At 29.9% G+C, this 15,509-nt stretch carries 16 protein-coding genes; 14 read left to right on the top strand and 2 right to left on the bottom strand.

The genetic code is table 11. The features are described from left to right. Nucleotides 1–2: 2 nt before the first annotated feature. The gene (rpoD, locus tag L8Y18_RS00880; RefSeq protein WP_263676076.1) at nucleotides 3–1,880 is read right to left on the bottom strand and encodes an RNA polymerase sigma factor RpoD; all 1,878 of its coding nucleotides are present in this window, start codon (nucleotides 1,878–1,880) and stop codon (nucleotides 3–5) included. A gap of 134 nt (nucleotides 1,881–2,014) precedes the next feature. On the opposite strand from rpoD, the gene L8Y18_RS00875 reads away from it, so the two are divergent. The 14 genes from L8Y18_RS00875 to purU all read left to right on the top strand — a co-directional run bounded on the left by L8Y18_RS00875 (nucleotide 2,015) and on the right by purU (nucleotide 13,873). Next, nucleotides 2,015–2,827 (top strand): flagellar hook-basal body protein, encoded by an 813-nt coding sequence (locus L8Y18_RS00875; RefSeq protein WP_133318728.1) that lies wholly within the window; start codon nucleotides 2,015–2,017, stop codon nucleotides 2,825–2,827. A 16-nt stretch (nucleotides 2,828–2,843) separates the two neighbouring features. Then, on the top strand, nucleotides 2,844–3,638 hold the full coding sequence (flgG, locus tag L8Y18_RS00870; protein ID WP_133318729.1) for a flagellar basal-body rod protein FlgG: 795 nt from the start codon (nucleotides 2,844–2,846) through the stop codon (nucleotides 3,636–3,638). Nucleotides 3,639–3,806: 168 nt separating this feature from the next. Continuing rightward, a complete protein-coding gene (gene napA, locus L8Y18_RS00865) occupies nucleotides 3,807–6,581 on the top strand; it encodes a periplasmic nitrate reductase subunit alpha (RefSeq protein ID WP_263676075.1) in 2,775 nt (924 codons plus the stop codon). Nucleotides 6,582–6,583: 2 nt separating this feature from the next. Beyond that, nucleotides 6,584–7,333: a ferredoxin-type protein NapG gene (gene napG, locus L8Y18_RS00860; RefSeq protein WP_263676074.1), complete on the top strand. Its 750-nt coding sequence runs from the start codon at nucleotides 6,584–6,586 to the stop codon at nucleotides 7,331–7,333. Beyond that, complete coding sequence (napH, locus tag L8Y18_RS00855) at nucleotides 7,330–8,121, top strand: quinol dehydrogenase ferredoxin subunit NapH (protein ID WP_220725372.1); 792 nt, start codon at nucleotides 7,330–7,332, stop codon at nucleotides 8,119–8,121. The genes napG and napH overlap by 4 nt, the downstream gene beginning before the upstream one ends. Then, a complete protein-coding gene (locus tag L8Y18_RS00850) occupies nucleotides 8,111–8,629 on the top strand; it encodes a nitrate reductase cytochrome c-type subunit (protein WP_133318733.1) in 519 nt (172 codons plus the stop codon). Before napH ends, L8Y18_RS00850 begins: the two co-directional genes overlap by 11 nt. Before the next feature lie 4 nt (nucleotides 8,630–8,633). Further along, nucleotides 8,634–9,560 (top strand): WD40 repeat domain-containing protein, encoded by a 927-nt coding sequence (locus tag L8Y18_RS00845; RefSeq protein ID WP_220566846.1) that lies wholly within the window; start codon nucleotides 8,634–8,636, stop codon nucleotides 9,558–9,560. Then, on the top strand, nucleotides 9,547–9,882 hold the full coding sequence (locus L8Y18_RS00840; protein WP_220566845.1) for a chaperone NapD: 336 nt from the start codon (nucleotides 9,547–9,549) through the stop codon (nucleotides 9,880–9,882). The genes L8Y18_RS00845 and L8Y18_RS00840 overlap by 14 nt, the downstream gene beginning before the upstream one ends. Nucleotides 9,883–9,884: 2 nt before the next feature. Beyond that, entirely contained in the window at nucleotides 9,885–10,052 is a 168-nt protein-coding gene (locus L8Y18_RS00835; protein ID WP_087699327.1) for a hypothetical protein, read from the top strand. Nucleotides 10,053–10,054: 2 nt separating this feature from the next. Next, a complete protein-coding gene (locus L8Y18_RS00830) occupies nucleotides 10,055–11,227 on the top strand; it encodes an MFS transporter (protein WP_220566844.1) in 1,173 nt (390 codons plus the stop codon). Nucleotides 11,228–11,288: 61 nt separating this feature from the next. Then, nucleotides 11,289–11,537 (top strand): hypothetical protein, encoded by a 249-nt coding sequence (locus tag L8Y18_RS00825; protein WP_087691144.1) that lies wholly within the window; start codon nucleotides 11,289–11,291, stop codon nucleotides 11,535–11,537. Next, complete coding sequence (ciaD, locus tag L8Y18_RS00820) at nucleotides 11,534–11,971, top strand: effector protein CiaD (protein ID WP_263660994.1); 438 nt, start codon at nucleotides 11,534–11,536, stop codon at nucleotides 11,969–11,971. Before L8Y18_RS00825 ends, ciaD begins: the two co-directional genes overlap by 4 nt. Next, nucleotides 11,940–13,043, top strand: coding sequence for a CCA tRNA nucleotidyltransferase (locus L8Y18_RS00815; protein ID WP_263662510.1), 1,104 nt, complete (start codon nucleotides 11,940–11,942; stop codon nucleotides 13,041–13,043). The genes ciaD and L8Y18_RS00815 overlap by 32 nt, the downstream gene beginning before the upstream one ends. Nucleotides 13,044–13,045: 2 nt before the next feature. Continuing rightward, the gene (purU, locus tag L8Y18_RS00810; protein WP_133318739.1) at nucleotides 13,046–13,873 is read left to right on the top strand and encodes a formyltetrahydrofolate deformylase; all 828 of its coding nucleotides are present in this window, start codon (nucleotides 13,046–13,048) and stop codon (nucleotides 13,871–13,873) included. A 24-nt stretch (nucleotides 13,874–13,897) separates the two neighbouring features. On the opposite strand, the gene glnA is transcribed toward purU, so the two are convergent. Next, a complete protein-coding gene (gene glnA, locus L8Y18_RS00805; protein WP_263660992.1) occupies nucleotides 13,898–15,328 on the bottom strand; it encodes a type I glutamate--ammonia ligase in 1,431 nt (476 codons plus the stop codon). Nucleotides 15,329–15,509 lie beyond the last annotated feature (181 nt).

Below are 15,509 nucleotides of genomic sequence, written 5' to 3'. Positions count from 1 at the left end.
GATTATTTCCAACCTTCTATGTAGTTTTTAAGTTTTCTACCAACTTTTGGGTGTTTAAGTTTTTTTATAGCTGAGCTTTCTATTTGTCTTACTCTTTCTCTTGTGACATTTAATTCTTTACCGATTTCTTCTAAAGTTCTATCACTTTCATCTTCCATTAAGCCAAAACGCATTCTAATAACAGCCTTTTCTCTATCATTAAGCTGATCTAAAACTTCATCAATTTGTTCTTTTAAATCATCTTTTAAGATGTGATCCATAGGTGAAATTGAGGTTCTATCTTCTACAAAATCTCCAAATTTACCATCATCCTCGTTGCTAATAGGTGCTTCTAGGGAAATTGGTTCTTTAGTAATTTTAATAACTTGTTTTACTTTATCTATACTAAGTCCTACTTCTTTTGCAATAATACTTACATCTGGTTCTTTACCTTCTTTTTGTAAATACTCGCGAATGATTTTATTGATTTGATTGATAGTTTCTATCATATGAATAGGAATTCTTATAGTTCTTGCTTGATCAGCAATTGCTCTTGAAATAGCTTGTCTAATCCACCAAGTTGCATAGGTTGAAAACTTATAACCGCGTTTGTATTCAAATTTATCTACCGCTTTCATTAAGCCTATGTTGCCTTCTTGGATTAAATCTAAAAATGGTAATCCGCGGTTAGTATATCTTTTGGCAATGCTTACAACTAAGCGTAAATTTGATTTTGCCATTCTAGTTTTAGCCTCATCAGATATTTTTTTACCGCGTTTAATTTGCTCTAGAATTTCTTTTAATTGATCTTTTTCTAAATCAAAAGAATTTTGACTAGCTTCTTTAGTTTGAATAAGTTTTTTAATCTCCATATAAGTGCTTACCATGGTAGTTTCTAGGGCACGCTCTGCAATTTCTTCTTTGCTAAGTTTGGTAATATCTTTTAAAATATCTTGGTGTCTTTGTTTTAATTCTTCTGAAAACATCGGTAAGCGATACTCTAAGCGTTTTAATTCTTTATCAAATTCTTCATCACTTTTTAATGCTGTTTCCATAGATTTTACTATTTCAGAAATAAGTTTTGATGTTGGACCTAGATCCATTAGTTTTTCTTTTAGTATATTTTTCTTAAAAGCAATTATGAGTTTATCTAATAGTTCATCATCATTTTTTTCTGCATTAATAGTAGATATAGTTTTTAACCATTCTTTTTTTGCTTTTTCTAATGCTTTAAAGCTTTCTATGACTTTTAGAGTTCTTTCATCTTCTTTTTTATTTGTTTTTTTAGGTTTTTTTTCATTAGAATTTTCATTTTCCTCATTTTCGTTTTCTTCTTCAGAATCTATTTCTTCATCGCTTTTATCATCATCGCTTTTATCATCATCCTCAAAGCTTTTAAAAAGCTCTTTCACTCTTCTTTCTCTATTAATTAAAGGTTCTTTATAATCAAGTATAAAATCAATCAAATAAGGCACAGAACAAAAAGCATCGATGATAATATCTTCGCCTAGCTCAATCTTTTTAGAAATTTCAATTTCTTCATCTTTGTTTAAAAGAGCAATTTGTCCCATTTCTCTTAAATACATTCTTACAGGAGAGTCTGATCTGCTCCACTCAAGTAAATCATTTTCATTGGCTAAATCAAATTCATTTTCCAAACTTGTATCTTGTAGTTTTTGTTTTTCCTCTTGTAGCTTTTTTGCTTCTTCTAAATTTCTTTTTTTGGCAATTTCAGCTGAAGAGATTAATTCTACTTTATATTTATCCATTAGATCACGGATTTTTTTTGCACTTGTTGCGTTTGGAAGCTTTGCAAAATACTTGACAAGTTTTTCATATGTGATATAATCTTTAGAATTTTCTTTGAAAAGTTCTTCTAAAACATTAGTTTCATTAGCCATGGATACCCCTTGTATTTAAGTAATGAGTGTAAAACTAAATATTATGCCTAAAAATTAATTAAAAACAAATAAAAATATTTTGGAACGACTTTTGCTTTGTTAGTGAAAAATTAAGATTTTAGTTAGGAAAAATAATGCAAAATGGGTATTATCAAGCCACCGGTGCTATGGTTACGCAATTTAATCGCTTAGATGTTGTAACTAACAATCTAGCAAATGTAAATACAAGTGGCTATAAAAGAGATAATGTTGTTATTGCAGATTTTAAAAGGATTTTTAAAGAAACTCAAGATGAGTTACCTATACAAAATCACACAAGAGATGCTGCAAGATTTGTTAATACAACTATAGATAGAGTTCCGCAGGTTAATCATGTCTATACAAATTTTAGTGTAGGTTCTATGAAAATGACGCATAATCCTTTGGATTTAGCTCTTACTCGCGAAGATACTTTTTACTTGATTAAAACAAATAATGGTGAAATAAGATTAAGCCAAGATGGAAATTTCCAACTTGATGATGAAGGTTATTTGGTAAATCGTCAAGGATACAGAGTTTTAAGCAGTGATTATTTTAATAATCCCGAAAATGATGGCATACGCATAGGAGATTCCACTTCTTTTATTAATGTGGATAAAAATGGAATCATCAGTGCAGCTAATCAAAATATTGCAAGATTATTTGTAGCACAAGTTGATGATTTAAGAGATTTACAAAAAGATGGCGATAATATGTATAAAATTGATAATTTAAATAAGATTAGAGATTTACCAAATTCAAATGCCATTAAGCAAGGTTTTACTCAAGGATCAAATGTTAATCCAGTTACAGAAATGGTAGGGTTAATTGAGGCAAATAGAATGGTTGAGATGTATCAAAAAGTTATGACATCTCATATGGATGATTTAAATCAAGAAGCTATTAATAAATTAGCAAGTACTAAATAAACTAAGGATAGATAAAATGTTAAGATCATTATACACAGCAGCATCAGGGATGGTATCGCAACAAACACAAATTGATGTGACTTCAAATAATATTTCAAATGTTAATACAGTAGGTTATAAAAAATCGCGTGCAGAATTTGCAGATTTGATGTATCAAACGATGAAATATGCAGGAACTTCAACCTCAAGCACCACAAAACATCCAAGCGGCATTGAAGTAGGGCTTGGAGCAAGAGTAACAGCTGTAAGTAAAATTTTTAGTGAAGGTAGTTTAAAACAAACATCAACTTCAGGTCTTGATATGGCAATTGCTGGTAATAATGGCTTTTTCCAAATTCAAATGCCTGATGGAACTATAGCTTATACTAGAAATGGTCAATTTACTAAAGATGCTGAAGGAAACATAGTAAATTCAGATGGTTATAGACTTTTACCGGAAATGACTATACCTGAAGATGCTATTGCTATAAATGTTGCAAGCGATGGAACAGTTTCAGTAATGCAGCCAGGAAATACAGCTGAAACTCAAATAGGACAAATTGAACTTGTAAATTTTATCAATCCTGCAGGTTTACATGCTTTAGGGGATAATCTTTTAGTAGAAACTGATGCAAGTGGGGCACCTATTGCAGGTATAGCGGGCGAGAACGGTTTTTCTGTTATCAAACACGGCTTTGTGGAGCTTAGTAATGTTCAACTTGTAGAGGAAATGACTGATCTTATTACAGGACAAAGAGCTTACGAAGCAGGCTCAAAAGCAATCACTACAAGTGATGATATGCTTGGAATTGTAAATCAATTAAAACGCTAGAATTAACTAGCGTTTATAATATGTAAAAATATTTAAAAATATACTAAAAAACTCCTATTTATAAATACTTATAAAATATTCTTTTTTATAATTTAAATTTTATCATTAATGTAGTAATATTTTTTAGATGTATTAAAATACATTGAATAAACAATAACGAGGGATATAATGAACAGAAGAGACTTCATTAAAAACACCGCTATTGCTAGTGCTTGTGGTGTTGCAGGTCTTAGTGTTCCAAGTAGTGTACTTGCTAATACTGAGAATAAATGGCGTTGGGATAAGGCTGTTTGTAGATTTTGTGGTACAGGCTGTGGAATTTTAGTTGCAAGTTTAGATGGTAAAATTGTTGCTGTAAAAGGAGATCCAGCAGCTCCTGTAAATCGTGGATTAAATTGTATTAAAGGTTATTTTAATGCAAAAATTATGTATGGAGAAGATCGCTTAGTAACACCTTTACTTCGCGTAAATGCAAAAGGTGAGTTTGATAAAAATGGAAAATTTCAACAAGTTTCTTGGCAAAGAGCCTTTGATGAAATGGAAAAACAATTTAAAAAAGCTTACAAAGAAAAAGGTGTTGAAGGAATTGGAATTTTTGCAAGTGGTCAATACACTATACAAGAAGGATATGCTGCTGCAAAATTAGTAAAAGCTGGTTTTAGATCAAACAATATAGACCCAAATGCACGCCATTGTATGGCTAGTGCGGTTGTTGGTTTTATGCAAACTTTTGGAGTTGATGAGCCTTCTGGTTGTTATGATGATATAGAGCTTACTGATACTATTATTACTTGGGGTGCAAATATGGCAGAAATGCATCCGATTTTATGGTCAAGGGTAAGTGATAGAAAATTAAGTAATTTAGATAAAGTCAAAATTGTAAATTTATCTACTTTTTCTAATAGAACTTCTCATATAGCAGATACTGAAATCATCTTCAAGCCAAATACTGATTTAGCTATTTGGAATTATATCGCTAGAGAGATTGTTTATAATCATCCTGAAGCTATGGATAAAGAATTTATTGAAAAACATTGTATCTTCACAACAGGCTATGCTGATATTGGTTATGGAATGAGAAATAATCCAAACCATCCTAAATTTAAAGCAAGTGAAAAAGATACCGTAGCAAAACAAAATGCTATTGTTGTAGATGAAGAAGAAGCAGTATCTTTGGCTTATTTAGGGGTAAAAGCAGGCGATAAATTTGAAATGAAACACCAAAGTGCTCCTGATACGCATTGGGAAATTTCATTTGAAGATTTCAAAAAAGCATTAGAGCCTTATACGCTTGATTATGTTGCTAAAGTTGCTAAAGGTAATGAAGATGAAAGCATTGAAGAATTTAAGAAAAAACTTCAAGAATTAGCAAATTTATATATAGAAAAAAATAGAAAAGTTGTAAGTTTTTGGACTATGGGGTTTAATCAACACACAAGAGGCACTTGGGTAAATGAACAAGCTTATATGGTGCATTTTTTACTTGGTAAACAAGCTAAGCCAGGTAGCGGTGCGTTTTCATTGACAGGGCAACCAAGTGCTTGTGGAACTGCAAGAGAAGTAGGGACTTTTTCGCATCGTTTACCTGCTGATATGGTCGTTGCAAATCCTAAACACAGAGAAATTAGCGAAAAAATTTGGAAAGTTCCGGCAAAAACAATCAATCCTAAACCAGGTGCTCCATACTTAAAAATCATGAGAGATTTAGAAGATGGAAATATCAAATTTGCTTGGGTACAAGTAAATAATCCTTGGCAAAACACTGCTAATGCAAATCACTGGATAGCAGCAGCTAGAGAAATGGATAATTTTATCGTTGTGAGTGATTGCTACCCAGGAATTAGTGCTAAGGTGGCAGATTTAATTTTACCAAGTGCTATGATTTATGAAAAATGGGGTGCTTATGGTAATGCTGAAAGAAGAACTCAACACTGGAAACAGCAAGTGCTGCCTGTAGGTGAGGCTATGAGTGATACTTGGCAAATTATGGAATTTGCAAAACGCTTTAAATTAAAAGAAGTTTGGGGTGAAACTAAGGTAAATGATAAACTTACTCTGCCAAGTGTTTTAGAAGAAGCTAAAGCTATGGGTTATAGTGAAGATGACACTTTATATGATGTATTATTTGCAAACAAAGAAGCAAAATCTTTCAAAGCAAACGATTCTATTGCAAAAGGATTTGATAATAGTGATGTTAATGGCGATGAAAGAAGAATTATAGGTAGTGATGGTAAAGAATTTACCGGCTATGGCTTTTTCGTTCAAAAATACCTTTGGGAAGAATACCGTAAATTTGGTTTAGGTCATGGGCATGATTTAGCGGATTTTGATACTTATCATAAAGTAAGAGGTTTAAGATGGCCTGTGGTAAACGGTAAAGAAACACAATGGAGATTTAATACTAAATTTGATTATTATGCTAAAAAAGCAGCTCCAAATTCAGATTTTGCATTTTATGGTGAATTCGCTAAAGAACTGCCAAAAGGAGATTTGCTGGCTCCGCAGACTAAAGAAAAATATAGCTTGAAAAACAAAGTGAAAATTTTCTTTAGACCATTTATGAAAGCTCCTGAAAGACCGAGTGAAGAGTATCCATTTTGGTTATGTACTGGTAGGGTTTTAGAGCATTGGCATAGTGGAACTATGACTATGAGAGTTCCTGAGCTTTTCCGTGCAGTACCTGAAGCACTTTGTTATATGAATGAAGATGATGCTAGGGCAATGAAAATTAATCAAGGTGATATCGTATGGGTACAATCACGCCGTGGTAAAGTAAAAGCTAGAGTAGATTTTCGTGGTAGAAATAAACCATCTAAAGGGCTTGTGTATGTGCCTTGGTTTGATGAAAATGTATATATAAACAAAGTTACATTAGATGCAACTTGCCCATTGTCTAATCAAACAGATTTCAAAAAATGTGCCGTAAAAATTACTAAAGCATAAAAATGAAAAATAGAAGAGAATTTTTAGCCTTTACTTTTAAGCTTTTATGTATAGGAAGCGGAAGTGCATTTTTAGCAAGTTTAGCATTTAGCTCAAATCAGGAGTATTTTTTAAGACCTCCTGGGGCAGATGATGAAAAAGAATTTTTATCAAAATGTATACGATGTGGACTTTGTGTAAAAGCTTGTCCTTATGATGTTTTAAAACTAGCAAATTTAGAAAATAGTGCTAAAAATGGCACACCCTTTTTTATAGCAAGAGAAAATCCTTGTAGAATGTGCGAGGATATACCTTGTATAAGAGATTGCCCTACAAATGCGCTAGATCATAAATATTTAGAGCAAAATGATGGAATTTATAAAACAAAAATGGGTATAGCTATAATTGATAGTGCAAGTTGTGTTGCTTATTGGGGAATTCAATGTGATGCTTGTTATAGAGCCTGTCCATTGATAGATAAAGCATTAAAGCTTGAAATAAAACGCAATGAAAGAACTGCAAAGCACGCATTTTTATTACCTGTAGTAGATCATGAAGTATGCGTGGGATGTGGGATTTGTGAGAAAGCCTGTATAACGCAAAAAGCTGCTATTAGAGTTTTACCTAGAGAATTTGTCTTGGGAAAAGCTGGGGATAATTACATCAAAGGTTGGGATGAAAAAGATGAAAAACGCTTGCAAGATGTAAACACAGATAAAAATTTCAATAAAAACAAGGCTAAAGATTATCTTAATGATGGAGAATTGTTATGAAATATCTTATTTTAAGAAGAATAGTGCAATTGTCTATCTTAACTTTTTTTTCTTTTGGTGTATTTAATTTTATATTAAAAGGAAATTTAAGCTCTTCAGTTTTATTTTCTTCGGTGCCGCTAAGTGATCCTTTTGCGTTTATTCAACTTGCTTTAGCAAGTTTGCAAGTAGATTTAATGGCTTTAAGCGGTGCTTTGATAGTATTTTTATTTTATGCTATTTTTGCTGGAAGAGCGTTTTGTGCTTGGGTTTGTCCTGTAAATATCATTACTGATTTTGCTTATTTTATTAGAAGTAAATTAGGTTTTAATCAAGCAAGGATTTTTAATGTAAATAAAAATTTGCGTTATTATGTTTTGGCTTTTGTTTTGATTTTTTCTTTTCTTTTTTCCTTTCCTGTTTTTGAGGAATTTTCTTATATAGGAATAATCCAAAGAGGAATTATTTTCGGCGGTGTTTCTTGGCTTTTTGTAGTTTTGATTGTTTTTTGTATAGATACATTTTTTAGTCCAAGATTTACTTGCTCGCATTTTTGTCCTTTAGGAGCTTTTTGGGCTTTAAGTTCGCATTTTTCATTACTAAAAGTAAGATATAACTTACAAAAATGTACTAAGTGTTATAAATGCCTTGGGGTATGTCCTGAAAAGCAAGTGCTTTGGATGATAGGTAAAGAAAATCAAGATGTAAAATCAGGTGAGTGTATAAGATGTGGAAAATGTGTTGATGTTTGCGGTGATGATGCTTTAGGTTTTAGTATAATAAATTTAAGGAGAGAAAATGAAAAATAAAATCTTTTTATCCTTAGCAGCAGCTGTTTTAATAAGTGCTTGCGGACTTGCTGTTAAAAGTGTTGATTCAAAAGATATAGGTTTAAGAAAAACAAGTTTAGAAAGTGAAAATGTAGAGTTATTGGATGCAAAGTATTCTCAAGCAATGGCTGGAGAATCTGTTTTAATTGAGAGATCATTTGAAAATGCTCCGCCATTAATTCCACATACTTTAGAGGATATGCTTCCAATTACTAAGGATAATAATATTTGTTTAAGCTGTCATGATAAAGCTATAGCTAAAGATGTTGGAGCCACTCCGCTTCCAAGTAGCCATTATTTTGACTTAAGAAAAAACAAATCTACTAAAGATATGATAAGTGATGCAAGGTTTAATTGTACACAATGCCATGTACCACAAAGCGATGCAAAACCTTTAGTAGGAAATAGTTTTGAAGCTAAATTTAAAAATGAGGAACTAAAGAAAAAATCTAATCTTTTAGATGTTTTAAATGAAGGCGTAAAATAAAACTATGAAAAAAATATTTTTAATCTTACTAATGAGTGTATATGTATTTAGTTATGAGCTTAAACTTGATTCAAATTTAAATGCCTTAAAACTTGTTGATAGTAGTTTGCTTATAGGACTTGATAATGGAGAATTAAATCAGTACTTTATTAAAGACAAAAAAATGCAAAAAATCACTCAACTTGATAAGATTAAAAATTTTTACGAAGAAAATCTTAGCCCTAGAATTTATAGTATTGATTACTTAAATGGGGCTATTTTGATTTTAAGTGAAGGTGATTTTGGTAGTAAAAGGCTTAGTATTTATAAAAATAAACAACTTTACAACTATAAGCTTTTAAGTGATGGAGTAAAAAAAGCTTTGTTTTTAGATGATGATACTATTTTATTAGCCTTGCTAGGTTCTAATATAGAGCTTTTTGATCTAAAAACAAAAAATATTATAAAAAATTTTACTTTCTCTAACTCAAGTTTAAGTGATGTGGTTTTAAATGAGACAAAAACTCAATTAGTAGCAGGTTTTGAAAGTGGTGAAATAGTACTTTTTGATGTGAAAAAGTGGCAAAAAATAAAAAGTTATAAAAATCTTCATAAAGATAATATTTATCAACTTGATTTTAAAAATGCAATTATTACAAGTTGTAGCACTGATAGAAAATTAGGCATAGCGCGAAATGATCAAGAAAAAAGCATAGAAAGAGACTTTTTAATATATGCTTGTAGTCTAAATAAAAGTGGTTCTATAGCGGTTTTTGGAGATAATGAAAAAAATATTATAGAGCTTATAGATACTAAAAATTTAAAAACAATAAAAAAATTCCAAAATAAAGATTTTTTGCTAGAATATCTTATATTTTTAAACGAGCATGAATTTATTAGTGCTGGTTATGAAGATAAAATTATATTTTGGAGTATAGATGAATCTTTCTAGTGTATTGATTTTAACTAAAGAGGAAAAATTAGAAAAACTTAAAGAGCAAATTCAACAAACACCATGTTGTAGTGTGGAATTGGCTCAAGAAGAAAAAATTATAGTGGTAATAGAAAGTGAAAATTTAGATGATGAGTTAAAAGCATATAAACAATTAGAACAGCTTGATGGGGTGATAAGTATTAATATGATATTTTCTTATCAGGATTTGGATGAAGAAAGAGAAAAAATTTTAAAAGCAAATTTTGAGGCAAATACTTTTGATGAAAATTTAAAAAAAGATAATTTAGAATACTATGGTAATGTTTTTAGAAAGTATTGATTATGATTTTTTTAATACCTTTAATTGTGATTATTTCTTCTATTTTTATCATTGATCACTTTTATTTTTCCAAAGAGAATGAAGTTGTAAAAGAAAAAAAACAAGTAGTGCAAAAAAACACCGATTCTGATAAACAAAGATATCTTGAAAATATATTAAATCAAAAATAATCATGTACACACAAATTTCATATAAAAAATTCTTTTGGATTAATATTTTAGTTGTGATTACTCTTGCTTTAAATTTAAGAGCACCTATAACTTCCATAGGTCCTATGATAGAACATATTCAAGAATATTACAATATCAATTCTACTTTAGCAGGTATGCTAACAACCTTACCTTTAATAGCTTTTGGTCTTATATCGTTTTTTGTAGCGTATTTTTCACAAATTAAAGCTTTGTTTTTTGCTTTAATTTTGATTGTCTTTGGAGAAGTTATTAGAAGTTATGGAGGAACTATAGGTTTATTTTCTGGGGTTTTTTTGGTAGGAGCAGGCATTGCAATAGCTAATGTTTTATTACCTTCTTTTGTAAAAGAAAAATTTTCTAAAAATACTTATAAGATAATGGGTTTATATGGATCAATTATAGGCTTATCTTCAATTGCTGGCGTGGCCTTATCGCTTCCTTTGCTTAAATTTTTTGATGTACCTCAAGCTATGTTTTTTTGGGCTATATTGGCTTTAATTGCTTTGATTTTTTATTTTCCGCATTTGAAAAATAAAAGATTATTACGCCCTAAAAAGAAAAATATTAATAAAGTAAATATCTTTTTAAACTTAACAGCCTGGAAAGTTACTATTGTAATGGGATTACAAAGTTTTTTATCTTATAGTCTTTTTGCATGGCTTAGTGTGATGATTAGTGAAAAGGGCTTTGGAATTGACTTTGGTTCTAATGTTTTATTATTATCTCAAATCATAGGAATGCCCGTGGCATTTTTACTACCTATCATTTTAGGAAAGCTTAGATCTCGTGCTAAAAGTTTTGCTATAGTGATGTTAGGGTTTTTGTATTTTTTAAGTTTTATGATGATTTTTCTTTTTAAAGTAAAAGCGATTTTGTTTTTAGCGGCTATTTTTTTAGGTTTTGCTTCTAGTGGAGTTTTTACAATTTCGCTATTATTTATTGCTATCAAAAGCTCAAATTCTATCATAGCAGCTAAACTTTCTGCTATGTCACAAGGTATAGGGTATTTAATAGCTGCTCAATCACCTTGGATTATAGGCATGCTTCATGATAATTTTAGAAATTTCACTTCAGGCTTTATTATGCTTATTATAGTAGCTATAATACTTAACATTTTTGTATTTTTGGCATATAAGGCTCCTGTGATTAAGTGAAAATTAAAAATAAATTAAAGCCTTTTTTGTTAGAATTTTAGGATTTTATTTTTGTGAGTTAATAATGCGATATACAGTAACAGAGGCTTCTATTTATGAAGCACAAGGCTTAAAAGATGAGGCTTTGGAGATTTATAAAAATATATTAAAACAAGATCCGCAAAATAAAAATGCCATTGATGCTATAAGGCGTTTGAGTGGCTTGCGTTCTAATCATGAAGATTTAAATTATGATATGCTTGATTTTTTTGTCAATATGAAAAGTGAAGAAGAAATTAATGAATTTAAAAGGTGGTTGATAAAACTATGAATATAGAAGATTTAGCAAAAATGGCTATTAGTGAAGTTAATTCAGAGTTAGATAATAAAAAAAATAAAAACGATGAATTTGCTCCTATGGTAGAAGAAATTACTCAAGAAAAAAATGTTAATACTCAAGAGAAAAAAATCAAAGAAGAAATTAGTAAGGTTACACAAGAGCTAATCCAAGAACTAGATGATTTAGAAGTAAAAGTAAAAGATGATAAACAAAATGTCGCTATTAAGGTTGAAGCTTTAGAAGAAAAAGAAGAAAGCATTATAAATAATGAAGAATTTTTCTTGAAAAATCTTAGAGAGCGTATTTTGGTTTTATTTGAAGGATTAAAAAATACCAAAGATGAGCATATGGAAAAAAGACTAGATATGACCATTACTTTTTTAGAGTTTTTACTTGCAAAGATTGAAGATAGACTTAAAAAATGACCAAGATTTTTTAAGAATTAAAAATATACTTAAGCCTTACACACAAAGGGTTTATTTAGTAGGTGGTTGTGTAAGGAATTCTTTTTTAGATTTATCTAGTGATGATTATGATATAGAAATTTATGATATTGAGCCTATGCTTTTTGATGAGCTTATGCAAAAACTTGGTGCAAATGGAGTAGGAAAAAGTTTTTTTGTATATAAATATAAAAAATTTGATTTAGCTCTAGCACGCTATGAAAATAAAATTTCTACAGGCCATAGAGGTTTTGAAGTTAAAGTTTGTAATAATGAGCAAGAAGGAGCAAGAAGAAGAGATTTTACCATTAATGCATTGATGGTAAATATTTTTGATTTTGAATTTTTGGATTTTTTTAATGGTTTGCAAGATTTGCAAGCAAAGATTATAAGACATATTGATGATAAAAGTTTTATTGAAGATAGTTTAAGAGTGCTTCGTGGAATTTCTTTTGCATGTAGGTTTGATTTAACAATTGCAAAAGAAAGTTTAAAATTAATGCAAACTATGGATATAAGCGATTTATCTAAAGAGCGTATTAATAATGAACTTTATAAAATTTTTAAAACTTCAAGACTAAATAAAGCTTATGAGTATTTTAAAATTTTAAATTTAGAAGAAAAAATCTTTTTTTATCAAAGCTGTAATAAAGAATTTGAGAGACTTTTAGAGTATAGCCAAAAGTTAATTTGTGATGAGGCTTTGTTTTTGTATTTGTATTTGAATTTTTTTCATATAAATAAAGAGGAATTTTTCAAAAAAACAAAATTAAAAAAAGAGCTTTTAAAAAAATGCGAACAAGAATTTATTTTAGGTAAAATTGATGATTTTAATTTAGCTAAAATTGCTTTAAAAATACCACTTTGCAAATGGCTTGGGCTTTGGAATAATGAGCGTATAACACAAGCAAAAAAAATAAATTTATATCATCATGCTTTTGAAAGTAAAATTAGCGCCAATGACTTACTAAAGGAAGGATTTAGCGGGAAAGAACTTGGAATTGAACTTGAAAAAAGAAAATTACAAGAATTAAAAAACTATATAAAGGAGTAAAAATGAATGAGTATATTTTAAAAATTTCATGCAGCGATGAAAAAGGATTGATTTATAGAATTTCAGATGTTATTTTTAAATATAGAATCAATATTATAAAAAATGATGAATTTGTTGGAGAAAATCGTTTTTTCTTTAGGGCACATTTAGAAGGTGAGCTTGATATAAAAGCTTTTAAAGGAACGCTTGAAGCTATGCTTCCTGATAATGCACAAATTGAAATTACTTCAAAGAGAAAAAAAGATATTATTGTTTTAGCTACTAAAGAAACTCATTGTTTAGGTGAGTTACTTATCCGTCAATTTAGTGGAGAATTTAATGCAAATATTAAGGCAGTTATTGCAAATTATGATGTATTAAAACCTTTAGTGGATAAATTTAACATACCTTTTCATACTATTTTAGCACAGGATTTAAGCAGACAAGAGCATGAAAAAAAACTACTAGAGTGTTTAAAACAATATGAGTTTGATTATATTGTTTTAGCAAAATATATGAGAATATTATCTCCATCTTTTGTAGAGAATTTTGAGGGAAAGATTATTAATATCCACCATTCTTTTTTACCTGCATTTATAGGAGCTAATCCTTATAAGCAAGCTTATGAAAGAGGGGTAAAGATTATAGGCGCAACAGCACATTTTGTAAATAATAACTTAGATGAGGGGCCAATTATTACCCAAGATGTTATACCAGTTACTCATGAATATTCTTGGCAAGCTATGCAACAAGCAGGGCGCAATGTAGAAAAAAATGTTTTTTCTAAGGCCTTGGATTTAGTGTTTGATGATAGGATTTTTATATATGATAATAAAACAATAGTATTTTAATCTTGATGCTAAAAAGCATCAAGATTAGCATGAATAGCAAGTTTTAAACTCATATGCAGTTGGTCTAGCTTCTACAGGCCATACTTGGGTTTCAAATTTCATATGTTGATAATCATCAATAAATACATCACTCATAACAGGCTTTAAGAAGGCATTTTTTCTAATGAGTGCTTCCAAAGATCCTCTTAAAGTGTGAGGTAATTGCTCTATACCTTTTTCTCTAATCTCATCTAGGGTTAGTGCAAATAAATTTTCATCCATAGGGCCTACCGGTATGGTTTTATTTTTAATACCATCAAGTCCTGCCATAAGCAAGCTTGTAAAAGCTAGGTAAGGATTGGAAGTGCTATCAGGAAATCTTATTTCAACTCTTGCGCTTTTTTCATTAATACCATAAGGCACGCGACAACTTGCAGAGCGATTTTGGCAAGAATAAGTTAGTATACAAGGTGCTTCAAAACCTGGAACTATTCTTTTATAAGAATTTGAACTAGGATTGGTAAATGCAGCAACACTTCTTGCATTAGCTAAAATTCCACCGATGTAATTAATCGCATATTCACTTAATTTTCCATATCCTTCTTTATCATAAAATAAATTTACTCCATCTTTCCAAAGGCTCATATGCACATGCATACCACTTCCATTATCTCCATAGAGTGGTTTTGGCATAAAGGTCGCTGTTTTTCCATTTAAATGCGCTACCATTTTAACTACATATTTATAAATTTGTACATTATCAGCAGCTTCAACTAAATTCCCAAATTCTACACCAATCTCAGCTTGTCCTTGTGCTACTTCATGATGATGTACGAAAGTTTTTAAACCAACTCTTTCTAAAACTTGTACCATTTCAGCTCTAATATCCACACTAGAATCAATAGGACTTACAGGAAAATATCCACCTTTATTTCTTGGGCGATGTCCACTATTGTAACTATCTGTAAAATCTTTATTATCATTCCATTCACCTTCTTCAGTATCTACTTCATATTTTGCACAGTGAGAAGAATCAACTATTTTTACATTATCAAAAATAAAAAATTCATTTTCAGGACCAAAATAAGCAGTGTCAGCGATATTGCTTGTGCTTAAGTGCTGCATTGCTTTTTTAGCAATACTTCTTGGGCATTTTTCATACATTTGATCTTTGTAAATATCATATACATCGCAAATTACTATGATAGTAGGATCAGCTGTAAAAGGATCTAAAAACGCACTTTTCACATCAGGTTTTAAAATCATATCTGATTTTTCTATAGGCTGCCAACCATGCAAAGAGCTTGCGTCAAAAGGAATTCCGTTTTCAAAGGTTTTATCATCAATTGCTTTTATATTATAAGTGATGTGATGCCAAGTGCCTATCATATCAGTAAATCTAAAATCAACAAATAAAACTTCATGTTCTTGACAATAACTAAAAAACTCATCAATGTTATTTACAAATTTACCCATTTTTTCTCCTTTTTATTTTTTGGGTTTTTTAATTTATTTTATAGATTGTAGTATATTTTTTTTAAATTAAGTTTAAATTAATATTTTTTTTATAATCAAATTAAAAAAAAGATTATTTTGTGTAAAAAAATAATTAAGTTGGTAAAATTAATGTTGATTTATATTTTTTTGTAATATAATC

It is taken from the genome of Campylobacter sp. CNRCH_2007_0968H, from assembly GCF_025773245.1.
Classification (GTDB): Bacteria; Campylobacterota; Campylobacteria; order Campylobacterales; family Campylobacteraceae; genus Campylobacter_D; species Campylobacter_D lari_D.
The sequence above is the reverse complement of the archived record's forward strand: the minus strand, read 5'-3'. Positions and strand labels throughout refer to the sequence as shown.

Bases quoted from the DNA above. Each gene is read 5' to 3' on its own strand.
- rpoD (WP_263676076.1), bottom strand. From the start codon at position 1,880: ATGGCTAATGAAACTAATGTTTTAGAAGAACTTTTCAAAGAAAATTCT.
- L8Y18_RS00875 (WP_133318728.1), top strand. From the start codon at position 2,015: ATGCAAAATGGGTATTATCAAGCCACCGGTGCTATGGTTACGCAATTT.
- flgG (WP_133318729.1), top strand. From the start codon at position 2,844: ATGTTAAGATCATTATACACAGCAGCATCAGGGATGGTATCGCAACAA.
- napA (WP_263676075.1), top strand. From the start codon at position 3,807: ATGAACAGAAGAGACTTCATTAAAAACACCGCTATTGCTAGTGCTTGT.
- napG (WP_263676074.1), top strand. From the start codon at position 6,584: ATGAAAAATAGAAGAGAATTTTTAGCCTTTACTTTTAAGCTTTTATGT.
- napH (WP_220725372.1), top strand. From the start codon at position 7,330: ATGAAATATCTTATTTTAAGAAGAATAGTGCAATTGTCTATCTTAACT.
- L8Y18_RS00850 (WP_133318733.1), top strand. From the start codon at position 8,111: ATGAAAAATAAAATCTTTTTATCCTTAGCAGCAGCTGTTTTAATAAGT.
- L8Y18_RS00845 (WP_220566846.1), top strand. From the start codon at position 8,634: ATGAAAAAAATATTTTTAATCTTACTAATGAGTGTATATGTATTTAGT.
- L8Y18_RS00840 (WP_220566845.1), top strand. From the start codon at position 9,547: ATGAATCTTTCTAGTGTATTGATTTTAACTAAAGAGGAAAAATTAGAA.
- L8Y18_RS00835 (WP_087699327.1), top strand. From the start codon at position 9,885: ATGATTTTTTTAATACCTTTAATTGTGATTATTTCTTCTATTTTTATC.
- L8Y18_RS00830 (WP_220566844.1), top strand. From the start codon at position 10,055: ATGTACACACAAATTTCATATAAAAAATTCTTTTGGATTAATATTTTA.
- ciaD (WP_263660994.1), top strand. From the start codon at position 11,534: ATGAATATAGAAGATTTAGCAAAAATGGCTATTAGTGAAGTTAATTCA.
- purU (WP_133318739.1), top strand. From the start codon at position 13,046: ATGAATGAGTATATTTTAAAAATTTCATGCAGCGATGAAAAAGGATTG.
- glnA (WP_263660992.1), bottom strand. From the start codon at position 15,328: ATGGGTAAATTTGTAAATAACATTGATGAGTTTTTTAGTTATTGTCAA.